12 protein-coding genes and 1 pseudogene are annotated in these 12,981 nt (G+C 40.8%); 11 read left to right on the forward strand and 2 right to left on the reverse strand.

Going from position 1 to position 12,981, the window contains the following annotated elements; all coding sequences use genetic code 11:
- Positions 1 to 821, forward strand: an 821-nt coding sequence (modC, locus tag L4C33_RS13925; protein WP_428813030.1) for a molybdenum ABC transporter ATP-binding protein, incomplete at its 5' end; no start/stop codon positions are given.
- A 106-nt stretch (positions 822 to 927) separates the two neighbouring features.
- On the opposite strand, the gene L4C33_RS13930 is transcribed toward modC, so the two are convergent.
- The gene (locus L4C33_RS13930; RefSeq protein WP_428813031.1) at positions 928 to 1,365 is read right to left on the reverse strand and encodes a DUF3069 domain-containing protein; all 438 of its coding nucleotides are present in this window, start codon (positions 1,363 to 1,365) and stop codon (positions 928 to 930) included.
- A gap of 155 nt (positions 1,366 to 1,520) precedes the next feature.
- Here L4C33_RS13930 and L4C33_RS13935 point away from each other — a divergent pair, with 155 nt between their 5' ends.
- Positions 1,521 to 2,453: a GGDEF domain-containing response regulator gene (locus L4C33_RS13935; protein WP_428813032.1), complete on the forward strand. Its 933-nt coding sequence runs from the start codon at positions 1,521 to 1,523 to the stop codon at positions 2,451 to 2,453.
- 123 nt (positions 2,454 to 2,576) lie between these two features.
- Positions 2,577 to 3,491, forward strand: coding sequence for a Solitary outer membrane autotransporter beta-barrel domain (locus tag L4C33_RS13940; RefSeq protein WP_489686439.1), 915 nt, complete (start codon positions 2,577 to 2,579; stop codon positions 3,489 to 3,491).
- 43 nt (positions 3,492 to 3,534) lie between these two features.
- On the opposite strand, the gene L4C33_RS13945 is transcribed toward L4C33_RS13940, so the two are convergent.
- Complete coding sequence (locus L4C33_RS13945) at positions 3,535 to 4,782, reverse strand: GGDEF domain-containing protein (RefSeq protein WP_428813034.1); 1,248 nt, start codon at positions 4,780 to 4,782, stop codon at positions 3,535 to 3,537.
- Positions 4,783 to 5,010: 228 nt separating this feature from the next.
- Between L4C33_RS13945 and L4C33_RS13950 the strand changes: the two are divergent.
- The 8 genes and pseudogenes from L4C33_RS13950 to traF form a co-directional block, all read left to right on the forward strand.
- A pseudogene (locus L4C33_RS13950) lies at positions 5,011 to 5,383 on the forward strand (late competence development ComFB family protein).
- A gap of 21 nt (positions 5,384 to 5,404) precedes the next feature.
- Entirely contained in the window at positions 5,405 to 5,689 is a 285-nt protein-coding gene (locus L4C33_RS13955) for an HlyU family transcriptional regulator (protein ID WP_428813035.1), read from the forward strand.
- Between the two features lie 426 nt (positions 5,690 to 6,115).
- Positions 6,116 to 7,669: a Re/Si-specific NAD(P)(+) transhydrogenase subunit alpha gene (gene pntA, locus L4C33_RS13960; RefSeq protein WP_428813036.1), complete on the forward strand. Its 1,554-nt coding sequence runs from the start codon at positions 6,116 to 6,118 to the stop codon at positions 7,667 to 7,669.
- An 11-nt stretch (positions 7,670 to 7,680) separates the two neighbouring features.
- Positions 7,681 to 9,078, forward strand: a complete 1,398-nt coding sequence (pntB, locus tag L4C33_RS13965) for a Re/Si-specific NAD(P)(+) transhydrogenase subunit beta (protein WP_428813037.1) — start codon at positions 7,681 to 7,683, stop codon at positions 9,076 to 9,078.
- Positions 9,079 to 9,312: 234 nt separating this feature from the next.
- A complete protein-coding gene (gene vxrA / locus L4C33_RS13970) occupies positions 9,313 to 10,725 on the forward strand; it encodes a sensor histidine kinase VxrA (protein WP_428813040.1) in 1,413 nt (470 codons plus the stop codon).
- Positions 10,700 to 11,359 (forward strand): response regulator transcription factor VxrB, encoded by a 660-nt coding sequence (gene vxrB / locus L4C33_RS13975; RefSeq protein WP_428813038.1) that lies wholly within the window; start codon positions 10,700 to 10,702, stop codon positions 11,357 to 11,359. The genes vxrA and vxrB overlap by 26 nt, the downstream gene beginning before the upstream one ends.
- Positions 11,359 to 12,240: a DUF2861 family protein gene (locus L4C33_RS13980; protein WP_428813041.1), complete on the forward strand. Its 882-nt coding sequence runs from the start codon at positions 11,359 to 11,361 to the stop codon at positions 12,238 to 12,240. The genes vxrB and L4C33_RS13980 overlap by 1 nt, the downstream gene beginning before the upstream one ends.
- 51 nt (positions 12,241 to 12,291) lie before the next feature.
- The coding region (gene traF, locus L4C33_RS13985) for a conjugal transfer protein TraF (RefSeq protein ID WP_428813039.1) at positions 12,292 to 12,981 on the forward strand (690 nt) is incomplete at its 3' end.

Raw genomic sequence — 12,981 nt, forward strand, 5'->3', positions numbered from 1 at the left:
GCTCAAATCTAAACTACGGCGTTAAGCAGCCTAATAAGCTCTATTTTGACAAGATCGTAGAACTCTTAGCATTAGAGCCATTATTAGAGCGTTATCCGTCAGCGTTGTCTGGAGGCGAAAAGCAGCGTGTCGCGATTGGGCGTGCGTTACTTTCAAAGCCAAAGATCTTATTAATGGATGAACCGCTGGCGTCACTTGATCTTCCTAGAAAGCGTGAAGTTATGCCATTTCTAGAAGAACTGGCCGACAGTGTAGAGATACCGATTCTTTACGTGACTCATAGCTTGAATGAAATATTACGCTTGGCAAGTCAGTTAGTGATCATAGAGCAGGGTAAAGTCATCAATTATGGTTCAATTGAAGATGTATGGGCATCTCAAGCCATGCGCCCATGGCAATCATTTTCCGAGCGAAGCTCATTGTTCGAAGCAAGCATTGAAGATCATAATGATAATTACGCATTATCGAAATTACGTTTAACTAAAAATGTATCGTTGTGGGTACAGAAAGTAGATAGTCAAATAGGCACGCCTGTTCGTCTACAGGTGAGAGCAAATGATGTTTCAATCACTACTCAGAAACCAGAAAATACTTCTATTCGAAATATTCTTCCAGCGAGAATTAAACGTATTGAAACGCAGCAAAAAGGCAATAGTAAGCAGAGTGCGACTATAGAGCTTGAGCTGGATAATCAGTGTGTATTAGCTGCGACGATTACAGTGTGGGCTTTAGAAGAGCTTGAGTTGCATGTAGAGCAGCACGTTTTCGTGCAGGTTAAAGGGGTGAGTGTGACCCAAAGAGATGTGGCTGTTACTCATTAACTGTTGATGTGAAGTTTCACTAACTCAATAATGTTAGATAAGTGGAATCATTAAAATAAAAAAGCCGCTATCACTAGCGGCCTTGATCAACTTGAGTAGTACTAAATTATTTAGTGAATACTTCTTTAAAGTCTTTTTTAAGAATAGCGTCGCGGCGAGCTTTTTTAATTTGCTTAACCATATCTTTCACACAGTTGTGTAAAACTTGGTCAAGTAGCTGAGCGCGGTATTCTTCTTTTTCTTCGTCAGTCATGCCTTCAGGTAAATCAAGAGTAGGGAACTCTTCCATTACATTTACGCCTGCGAAACCTTGACTAACTGTGATTAATGCGTGAAATTGCTCAAAGTTATCAAGTACATTCTGTGCACTAGCAGGAAGACTGTCCCATGCTTCACGTACAGCTTCTTCAGACACTTCATGGATTGACGTAATCATGTGGTGCATCGCTTCAGGTACTTCATCAAACTCAATTACTTGGCGAAGTTCTGGTGAGATAGTAGTTAAATCGATTACTGGTTGTTCATTATTTGTCGCGTCTGACATAGTATTTCTCTTCAAAAAGAAACAATGCTAAAAAGATCTGTAAAAAAGTCAATATAATAWTAAAAAGAATAGAGTAGACTGTATTAACGGTACGTTGTTTTAACTGATGGTTTGGATTGTTTAAAGGATTGAATATGACAATAAAAGGCTCCTCCATGCGAATTTTACTCGTTGATGATGTACAACTCGACCGAATGCAGTTGGCAATTCGTCTAAAGCAATTAGGGCATGATGTAGAGTCTGTAGGCAGTGGCAGAGAAGCATTAGAGCTATAYGCCGATTTTGAGCCAGAGCTAGTGTTACTAGATATCACAATGCCTGACATGGACGGTTTTGAAGTCGCTAATGAAATTCGTACGCTATTCCCTGAGTGGATCCCCATTATTTTCTTAAGTAGTCACGAAGAACCTGAAATGATTGCAAAAGCAATCGATGCTGGTGGCGATGATTATTTAATCAAGCCTGTTAATAAGGTTGTTCTCAACTCAAAGTTAATCGCCATGCAGCGCATTGCGTACATGCGACGAGAGTTAAAAGAAACTTCGGCTAAGTTAGAAGAACTTAACATACAGCTAAAACAGCAGGCGAATGAAGATGGGTTAACGAAGGTTTATAACCGTCGTTTTATGGATGCGAAACTTGAAGAAATGATTGGCTGGCATGGTAGAAGGCGTGCTTCGTTAACGATTATTCTACTCGATGTCGATTTCTTTAAGCTTTATAACGACAATTATGGACATATTGCTGGCGATAAATGCTTGAAGCAGCTGGCAAGCGCATTACACTCGAAATTTATTCGAGCTGGTGAATACGTGGGCCGCTATGGCGGTGAAGAGTTTGTCATCATTTTAAGCAGTGCTAATGACGAAGAGCCTAAAGAGCAGGCAGAGCGTATTCATGAGATCGTAAAGCAAATTGATTGTCCACATGAGTATTCTCAAGTGTCTGATAGGTTAACAATTTCTCAAGGTGTCTATTCTTTCATTCCTAATGGAGATGAAACAACGAGCAGCATCTATGAAACCGTTGATAAAGCCCTTTATGAAGCGAAAAAAAATGGTAGGAATACCTACTCAATTACTAAATAACCGAATGAGAAAAGTAACGTGGCTCTGTCTTCTACCTGTTGTTTACCGTTAAAGCGAAAACAACAACTCAAGGCGTGTTCCTACCTTTCTTTATTAATCTTTAGTACTCAGTCAAACGTAGTTATGGCAGGTACGACATTTAAGAAAGAGTTAGAACGCTCGTTTGCAACGGCTGTAATACTTACCGATAGCGATGTATTTACGTTTGGCTTCCATGACTTTGACCCTAATGAGTGGTTTAACTTAGAGCAAGACAATATCGGAACGGAAGACTCGATCAGCCTTAGAAAGCAGATCACTGCATCAACGCTCCCTTATACTTTTGAATTTGGTGATAAGCAGGATAAGAACCGTCAAGAGATCACGGTTCGCCTATCTGCGTTGAAAACTGAACAAGATGTATCCTTCGAATCGACCGTTACGTCGGATCTTCATAAAGAAGTGGTACTAACGGGCTATTTCGATATCGCAAATATTTCGAAACTCGACGAATACTGGAGTGTTAAGAGTAAGCTAGGTAACCATCTTTCTTACTACAACAGTCAGTTTGACTATCGCGGCAATACTCTAGAGCCCTACAGAGACCAAATAGATGGTGTTTACGTTAATACCTATGCGTGGGCCTATATTATTGAACCAAGCATCACACTGCAGTATGAGAAGCCATCCCCTTGGGGGCGTTGGAAGTTTTCTTCTAGCTGGCACTACTTTAATGGTATTGGTTGGGGCGAAGCGAACTATGGTGATGTAGGAAACCCTGAAGGTTGGTATATGTCTAATGAAGCTAAGCTTTTTTACGATGTTACTCGGTGGGGAGAATCTGTGTCATCTACCTATGCGAGCTTTAGGCGCGTAGACTTAGGTGGTGATACATCTCATCCCTTTGGTACTCATTACTATTATGAAACGAGTATAGGTTGGCTGATCACTCCGTGGTTTAAAAGTAGTTTGGTCGACAACATTGGTGTTGGACTTACCATCAATTACGGAAGTACCTTGAGAGGCGGAAGTTTAGTACTGTTCTTTAACCAAGATTAAAAGGAGGCGGTTCATGTACGAATCGCCTTTTTTATAAGTAGGGTTACTGGTGTAGATAGGTAAACAGTTGGTTTCGCCCTGCGTCTTTAGCACCATACAGCGCATTATCAGCGCGTTTTATCACTTCTTCAGGCACTGAGCTTACTGTGCTGTCAGACAGCCCAATACTGACGGTAATATTGACAGTTTCTGTGTCGTTATCTAACTTCCCACGCTTTTGTATTCCTGCGTCATCATCCTCTGGTCGAGAATGAGTATTTCGTATCACCATATCGTATTCTTCGATATCTTTGATTAACGCTTCTAAGTGTTTTTCTACTTGATTGGCCAGCTTGTTTTTAAAGATGATGGTAAATTCTTCTCCACCATACCGATAAACTTTAGCTCCGCCAGACGTATGGGTTAAGCGGCTTGCCACCAGTTTTAATACATCATCACCCGTATCATGTCCATAAGTGTCGTTGAAACGCTTAAAGTGGTCGATATCGAGCATAGCAATAGAATAGCGGCGCCCTAAATGCTTAGTATCGACATCCAGAGCGTGTCTGCCTGGAATATTAGTTAGCTGATCATTAAATGCCATCGCATGGCTGGCAGAAATGACGTAAAGAATGATCAATATTCCTGAGAGAGAGAACATCGTGCTTGATATGTATTGGATATCGAAAAAGATGAAGGTAGACGACGCTAATAAGATTGAGCTGTAAACAACGACATCAATTGGTCTGTTGTACACCAATACTAATATTGCAGTCAGACCACTAAGACAAAGGCCATACAATACAAGTACAAACGGTATCTTGGAAACCGAAGGAACAGTAAAGAGAACACTATCACTCCAAGTTTCAAAACCTCCGTCGTGAAAGTGAGTGAGTGTTAAGTCTGACCAAAACACGAACAGTACGAGAATAGAAGCGTAGATAGCCACGCTTTTGGAATTAATCCCGGTATCTGGGAAAGCAAAAACCAATAAGCAAGCGACGGGAAGTAACGTAGCAAGTAACGACAACTCCATTAGAGTTGTACCAGTGTTAAGAGGGCTTTGTAATCGGTTTTGGATAATAGTATAAGCAACGAGCATCGCCATAGATGCCATGGCCATTCTGCCTTGTTTGAAGCTGTGACAAAGCATAACCGAAACAACTAGGAGAATATAAGGTAGGTTGCTAGCAATACCGAGGTTAGATCCGGTCACTAAGATGACATTGTTCATACCAGCAAGTAGCATTCCGAGTAACAGAATAGGAAACAAAAACCGAAATATGCTCGATGTCGCAAAAGAAGATGTCATTTATATAGAAGCCTAGCCTGACTGATAATATTATTATTTATACAAAACCTATTCAGGATACGGTCAAAATAAAAATTGCCAAGCTTTTTACCGCAATTCCCACTAAAAATATGGTTTACGTTTAAAAAAAATTCAACTTTGTTCATATAACTTGCGATTTACTATTACACTTTAACGAGAGCAATAAACATATACGTGTTAGACAGTTACATACGAGAAGGGTTAACAATGCAAATTAGTGTCGATGTACATAACTATATGGAAACTCTCGTTGCATGTATTGGCTAAGGAAGAGTACGTAAGTAAGTATGATAATGAACAGTTAGCCGACTTAGCTTGCTTAGCGCTGTGTCAGTTGAGACCCATTTACATTCGCTTTGATATCGACTTTTTATCAGCTCTGCCAGAAGAAAAGCTCGTCCTCTACAAAAAGAATAGCGAAATAGCGATAAAAAATGCAGAATCAATGATAGTTGATGATCGTAGGAAAGATCGTGTCGACGATATTCCTATCATTTTTACGCACCCAAGTTTTGATGACGATGTAGAGTTAGAATGGTTTGAAAAGCCATTGATTAATTATAACCATCGCCAGTCATAAAATTAGTAAAAGGAGAGTTGAGTGGGATTATTTTCGATGTTGTTCGGTAGCAAGAAAGAACAAACTGAGCAGAAAGAGGTGGTTGAAGCCGTCGAGTATAAAGGTTTTCAAATTTTCCAAGAAGCGATGCCTGACTCTGGGCAGTTTCGGGTAGCTGGACGTATTACCAAAGTGATAGGTGATGAAACGAAAAGTCACCGATTCATTCGTTCTGATGTCGTTTCTAATAAAAATGATGCAAACGAACTCATGCTAAAAAAATCCCAAATGTTCATCGACCAAATGGGCGAAGACATCTTCAAATAAGTTCTTCTTAATGATTGTTAAAGCAGCCTCAGTTATGTGGCTGCTTTTTTGTTTTAAATGAAACAAAAAATCCATTTACCAAATCAAAATAAGCTACAGCGTCACTTTCGTGTTCGTCCCTGCCAGTCAAACCTCTATCAAGTTTATCTATGCTAATACATACCTAATGGTCTAACCACTTTTTAAACAGTTGACTCGTAACTTACTAACTAACAAGTGAATTTTGGTTATATAAAGTATCTATTTCATTTAACGAAAACTTGATCTGAACAGTACCACTTTAGTCTATCTTCGAGTAATGTCGTTAAATGCTTAAGTTGTATGCAAATATTCAGGTAGTGGAATGTTACTCGCTAACAGGTTTAATAACGAAAATACTCGTGCATAGGCAAGTTATATAAAAACAAAGTTCACAAGGAGTACAAAGTGCAAATTGGTGTCCCAAAAGAGAGCCTCGCAGGTGAAACGCGAGTTGCTGCTTCTCCCAAGTCGGTAGAGCAGCTTTTAAAGCTAGGATTTGATGTTTGTGTCGAAACACAAGCAGGCAGCCTAGCAAGTTTTGATGATTCCGCATACGAAGCTTCAGGCGCAACTATTGTGTCTAAAGACGACGTTTGGAGTTCGGATATTATATTCAAAGTCAATGCTCCAATAGTTGATGAGACTGAAAGCATTGATGAAATTGGTTTAATTAAAGAAGGAGCGAGCCTGATTAGTTTTATCTGGCCTGCACAAAACCCTGAATTAATGGAACAACTTTCGAGTAAGAATATTAACGTGATGGCGATGGATTCTGTCCCTCGAATCTCAAGAGCGCAAGCACTTGATGCGTTAAGCTCGATGGCGAACATAGCCGGTTATCGTGCAGTTGTTGAAGCGGCACATGAGTTTGGTCGATTTTTTACAGGCCAAATTACCGCAGCAGGTAAAGTGCCACCAGCAAAAGTGTTAGTCGCTGGTGCTGGAGTTGCTGGTTTAGCGGCTATTGGTGCGGCAGGTAGCTTAGGTGCGATTGTCCGTTCATTTGATGTTCGTCCAGAAGTAAAAGAACAAGTAGAGTCGATGGGCGCTGAATTTTTGGAAGTTGATTTCAAAGAAGATACCAGCGCAGGTGACGGCTATGCGAAAGAAATGTCTGATGAGTTTAATAAGAAAGCTGAAGAGCTATACGCTGCTCAAGCCAAAGACGTCGACATTATAATCACAACCGCACTTATACCTGGGCGACCTGCTCCTAAGCTAATTACTAAAGCGATGGTAGATAGCATGAGCGCGGGCAGTGTAATTGTCGATCTAGCAGCAGCTAATGGCGGTAACTGTGAATACACAGTGGCTGACCAAGTTATTACGACAGAAAATGGCGTAAAGGTTGTCGGCTATACCGATATGGTCGGTCGCTTACCAACCCAATCGTCGCAGCTTTATGCAACTAACCTCGTCAATCTTATGAAGCTTCTTTGTAAAGATAAAGACGGCACCGTTAATATCGACTTTGAAGATGTTGTACTCCGTGGTGTCACTGTCGTTAAAGAAGGCGAGATCACTTGGCCAGCTCCTCCAATTAAAGTGTCGGCTCAACCTCAAGCGAAAGTCGAAGCGCCAAAGAAAGTCGAACCAAAAGTTGCAGAGCCTGTATCGCCAGTTAAGAAGTTTGTAGGAATTGCTGCCGGTGTTGGTGCATTTGCATGGATAGCGTCTGTTGCGCCTGCTGCTTTCTTAGCACACTTTACGGTATTTGTTCTCGCGTGTGTTGTTGGATATTACGTTGTATGGAACGTAACACATGCACTTCATACCCCTTTGATGTCGGTAACTAATGCGATCTCAGGAATTATTGTAGTAGGGGCATTACTGCAAATCGGACAAGGAAGTGGCGTTGTAACTTTCTTATCATTTATCGCCGTTCTTATCGCAAGTATTAATATTTTTGGTGGCTTCACGGTTACTAAACGTATGCTTGAAATGTTCCGTAAAGACTAAAGGAGTAACACATGTCTGCAGGATTAGTACAAGCCGCATATATTGTTGCTGCTGTATTCTTTATTATGAGTTTAGCTGGCCTATCAAAACAGGAATCTGCACGCGCAGGTAACTATTATGGTATCGCGGGTATGGCGATCGCGTTGATCGCGACGATCTTTGGCCCGGATTCACAGGGTGTTGTTTGGATCATTGTTGCAATGGTGATCGGTGGTGGTATCGGTATTCACTATGCAAAGAAAGTTGAAATGACCGAAATGCCAGAACTTGTAGCAATTCTACATAGTTTCGTTGGTATGGCTGCAGTATTGGTTGGTTACAACAGCTTTATTGCTCCACCAGCAACGGTATCGGTAAACCCAGCTGATATTCACGCTGAGCACGTAATTCATTTAGTCGAAGTCTTTTTAGGTGTATTCATCGGTGCTGTTACTTTTACAGGTTCTATTGTTGCGTTTGGTAAACTGAGAGGCACAATCTCGTCGTCTGCTCTTAACATTCCGCATAAGCACAAATGGAATTTAGCCGCTATTGTGGTGTCTGCATTTTTGCTAAGTCGATTCGTTGAATCTGATGGAAGTATGTTTGCTCTTATTATCATGACATTGWTAGCATTCGCATTTGGTTACCACTTGGTTGCATCGATCGGTGGTGCTGATATGCCAGTTGTCGTTTCAATGCTGAACTCATATTCAGGTTGGGCTGCCGCTGCAGCGGGCTTCATGCTTGCAAACGATTTACTTATCGTAACCGGTGCATTGGTTGGTTCTTCAGGTGCAATTCTTTCATATATTATGTGTAAAGCGATGAACCGTTCATTTATCAGTGTTATCGCTGGTGGCTTTGGACAAGAAGTATCGACATCTTCTGAAGTTGAAGAGCAAGGCGAACATCGTGAAACAACAGCTGAAGATGTCGCTGAAATGCTGAAAAACTCAAAGTCAGTTATCATTACTCCAGGGTACGGCATGGCGGTAGCTCAAGCTCAATACCCAGTACATGAAATCACTGACAAACTTCGTGCTCAGGGAATWGAAGTTCGCTTCGGTATTCATCCTGTGGCGGGCCGTTTACCGGGTCACATGAATGTATTGCTTGCGGAAGCTAAAGTGCCTTACGACATCGTTCTAGAAATGGACGAAATAAATGATGACTTTGCTTCTACAGATACTGTTCTTGTTATTGGTGCTAATGACACTGTTAACCCAGCAGCACTTGAAGATCCAAACAGTCCTATAGCGGGAATGCCAGTTCTGGAGGTGTGGGATGCACAAAACGTTATCGTCTTTAAGCGTTCAATGAATACGGGATACGCAGGTGTTCAGAATCCATTGTTCTTTAAAGAGAACACGCAGATGCTCTTTGGTGATGCGAAAGCAAGCGTTGATGCGATCTCAAAAGCACTTTAATAGCGCGAGCTAACCAAGTATATAAATCTAAAGCCAGCATATTAGCTGGCTTTTTAATGCGTGGAATTACGTTTGGCTTGTTTACGTGACAGTGAAACAGATGAATTATCACGTGTTCATGACAAGAGTTTTATCTTTATATGTTTATAGTATATATTTGATTTAATTGAACGAATTGGCTCAAGAACTATAGTGACGATCAAACGCATCAAATTATTCACTTCACTTTTACTCATGGTTTCAGCAAATGCTTTTGCTGACTCTTTGCCTGAGCGTATCGATAATTTTAGTAAACTCTTTAACGTTAATAGTGCGGTTGAGTCCTACGACATTCGTATTCTACAAGCAGATTACCCAACTAAGCTGCTTATGCCTTCTTCAATGCTTCCCCAAACGGCTAAGTATCCGCTAAAAGATATTCAACGCTTATATCAACTTTCTAAAACCTGTAGCGGAAAACTCCCTTTAAGTCCCTTAATTACGGAGCCTCTCGTCTTTACACGTGCTTTATGTAAAGGAACTAAGTTGGGAACGCGTTGGTTTAGCCGAAGTGGTCTTATCCACCCTGGTGGTGGTACCTATGCAGCTCGTTATGTTGAAAAATACCCAGATAAGTTCGAATCACTTAAGCAGTTCATGCACATTAAAGAGCGCCAAAATCTGACGAATGAAGGGCTGCTCGATAGACTTAAGCATATGGATGAAGAGGCAATTACTGCTCTAATTTCCGGGGCTAGTATGTTTGTCGAACAAGACAAAATGTGGCTACGCCGAGGCGACCAATATTACCTCTATGATGATGAAGTCTGGAAAACAAATGCCGAAATAGCCGGACTTAGCTATATGCTCTCAACGAATACCAAGAGTTGTTTTGTTCAGCGAGGGAATATTTGTTGGGATGTAGAGGATCACTCGGAGATCCTCCAGATCAGCATGATCGTATTGGTAATTGCCAACGTACTCTTGGTTATTGGCTGGGCGTTATATCGTTGGAATAGCAAAAAACAAGAATTGAAAAGCCGTATGTTGGTACTGCAAATACTCACACACGAGTTGAGAACTCCTATCGCCAGCTTATCTCTAACGGTGGAAGGGTTTAGAAGGGAATTTGAGCATTTACCCGAAACCGTTTATGACGAATTTCGCCGTTTATGTGAAGATACAAGAAGACTTCGTCAACTAGCCGAAGCGAGCAAAGATTATTTGCAATCAGATAACCAACCACTTGCAACAGAGTGGATCCCGAGTGTTCAGGATTGGCTAGAGTATAAAGTCGAAGAAGAATTTGAACCAGGTATAGAACTTAAAGTTAATAAAGATATAGCTGCAAAAGTAAACGTTTATTGGCTTGGAACCTGTATCGATAATCTCATTCGTAACGCTGTTAAATATGGTGTTGCACCTGTTACTCTTCAGCTGAATACTTCTGACAAAGGGCTGACATTCGAAGTAATAGATAATGGAGACTTAACTCACAAAAATTGGTCAGAGTTAAAGAAGCCTTTTGTAAGCAAAAGCGGATTAGGCCTTGGATTGACTATAGTAGAATCAATGGTCGGCAAGATGGGCGGAAAAATGAGCCTCATCGGCCCACCAACAACATTTATTTTGGAGATACCCTGTGAAACAGACATTGCTTCTCGTTGAAGATGACAAAAACTTAGCAGACGGCCTATTAGTTAGCCTAGAGCAAGCAGGCTATGACTGTTTACATGCTGAGAGAATCTCTGAAGTTGAGGCTTATTGGGAGCAAGCTGATCTAGTTATACTAGATCGCCAGCTACCCGATGGTGACTCCGTAGAACATTTAGCGTCTTGGAAAAAGAAGAAAGACGTCCCCGTTATTTTGCTGACGGCATTAGTTACAGTTAAAGATAAAGTTGCAGGTTTAGACTCAGGCGCAAATGATTACCTTACAAAACCTTTTGCGGAAGCAGAATTGTTTGCGCGTATTCGTGCTCAACTACGCTTACCAGATTCAGAAGAGCAAGATACTTCGAAAGTCACAACCGAGAACCTTGTTATAGATAAAGCAACACGCGAAGTTGTTTTTAATAACGAAGCGATAACGTTAACTCGCACGGAATTTGACTTATTGCTCTTTCTAGCAAGCAACTTGGGACGAGTGTTTACTCGTGACGAATTACTCGATCATGTATGGGGCTACAACCATTTCCCAACCACCAGAACAGTAGATACGCATGTACTTCAACTTCGCCAAAAGCTACCAGGCTTAGAAATTGAAACCTTACGTGGTGTCGGATATAAAATGAAAGCATGATGTTGAAAAGGTCATTACCATTTTTGTTTCTCGTTAGCTTGCACACTCCAGTGCAGGCTAACGAGTGGTTTAAAGAAAGTAACTCTTTGACTCAAGTACACAAACATATTTTAGATGATGATTTGCCCATGATGTTTTCTTCGTTAGTCGAAGTTTGGCAAAACACAGAATCTAAAAGGAATGAGCAGCATCTTAATGAACTGTTTAAGCAATCTCTTAATCAAGATTGTGGCAAAAGCCTTACCAAACCGAGTATTCCAGATTGGATAAACGCGATTACGGTAAGGCGTCATGCTATTCAAAGCCCGGGAAGAGACACGTATAGGCTTGTCGTAGACGTAGAATCAAAGTTTGAAATTACAGAAATAGACATAGTTAAGTGGGTAGATAAAAGTATTTCTACGGATAGTGACTTGAAAAAGAGTGAAACTGAAAATAGTAACACTGTCACTTTTCATAAGCGTTATAACTTGAGTAGCCCTGTTGAGTCGGGTTTGTACCGTCTCAGTGTGAAAGGAAAAGAGGGTAAATCATGGAGTACCTGGATCGTGTTCGGTGAGTTTGCTCTTAGACAACGCGTTCGGTGGTCATCAAAAGATTCATGGATAATTGATAAGAAAGAGCTTTTGAATCCTTACTGTCCACTACCTACGCTTGATGTTGGACTTTATGATTACGTAGAAGGCGAGTATGAACAAATCTGGTCACGTACTTATGAATCCGATTATCCAACCTCTTTAGAAAACAATAAATTCGCTAATGATCGCTATGTTCTTGCGATTTCAATGAACCATGCCCGCTGGCAAGGCGATATAATAATCGAACAGACGCAAACTATAAGTAAAACGTATGATATTTCTAGCGAAGAGGAATTAAAGTAATTTAAACTTATGCCGTTAACTTAGATAGGGATATAACAAAGTATAATCAGCATGAAAAATTCAAATAAAATATTAGCTACAGCAATTTGCTTTGCCTGTATGCCTAGCTACGCAGCCAATTACGCTATCGAAGCTCGCGGTGACGCCATGGGTGGTGTTGGCGTTGTATCTGCAAACTTCTTAACAGCTCCTTTTTACAACCCAGCACTGACTGCTATTTATCGAAGAAATGACGATTTAGGTATGATAACGCCAAGTTTTGGTGTTTCTTACAATGATGAAGACCAGATGGTTGATGGGCTAGATAGTACAGCGTCACTAATTTCTGAAATTTCAAGTGGTAGCTCTACAGATTATGAAGCTCTACAGGCTAGCTTAGCTAGTCTAGATGGTGACCAAGCAAAACTTGAAGTTGGTGGGGTTGTAGCTTTCGCAATTCCGAATCAGTTTATTGCAGCAAATGCTTTTGCTAAAGTTTACACTGAATCTTTTGTATCACCAGACATGTACACTACAGTTGATCCTAATATAACAGACGAGCAAAATACGCTAAGGCAAGCTGAATTAAGCGCTGTAAATGCGGTGTCAATTGGTGTTGCAGAAGTTGGTATTTCTCTAGCGAAGTACCAAACGTTCATGGGACAACACATTGCTTTTGGTGTTACACCTAAACTACAGCGTATTTATACTTATGTATACTCAGCAAATATTTCTAATTAWGATTTAGGTGATGTAAGAGAC

The organism is Vibrio makurazakiensis (genome assembly GCF_050337375.1).
GTDB classification, from domain to species: domain Bacteria; phylum Pseudomonadota; class Gammaproteobacteria; order Enterobacterales; family Vibrionaceae; genus Vibrio; species Vibrio makurazakiensis.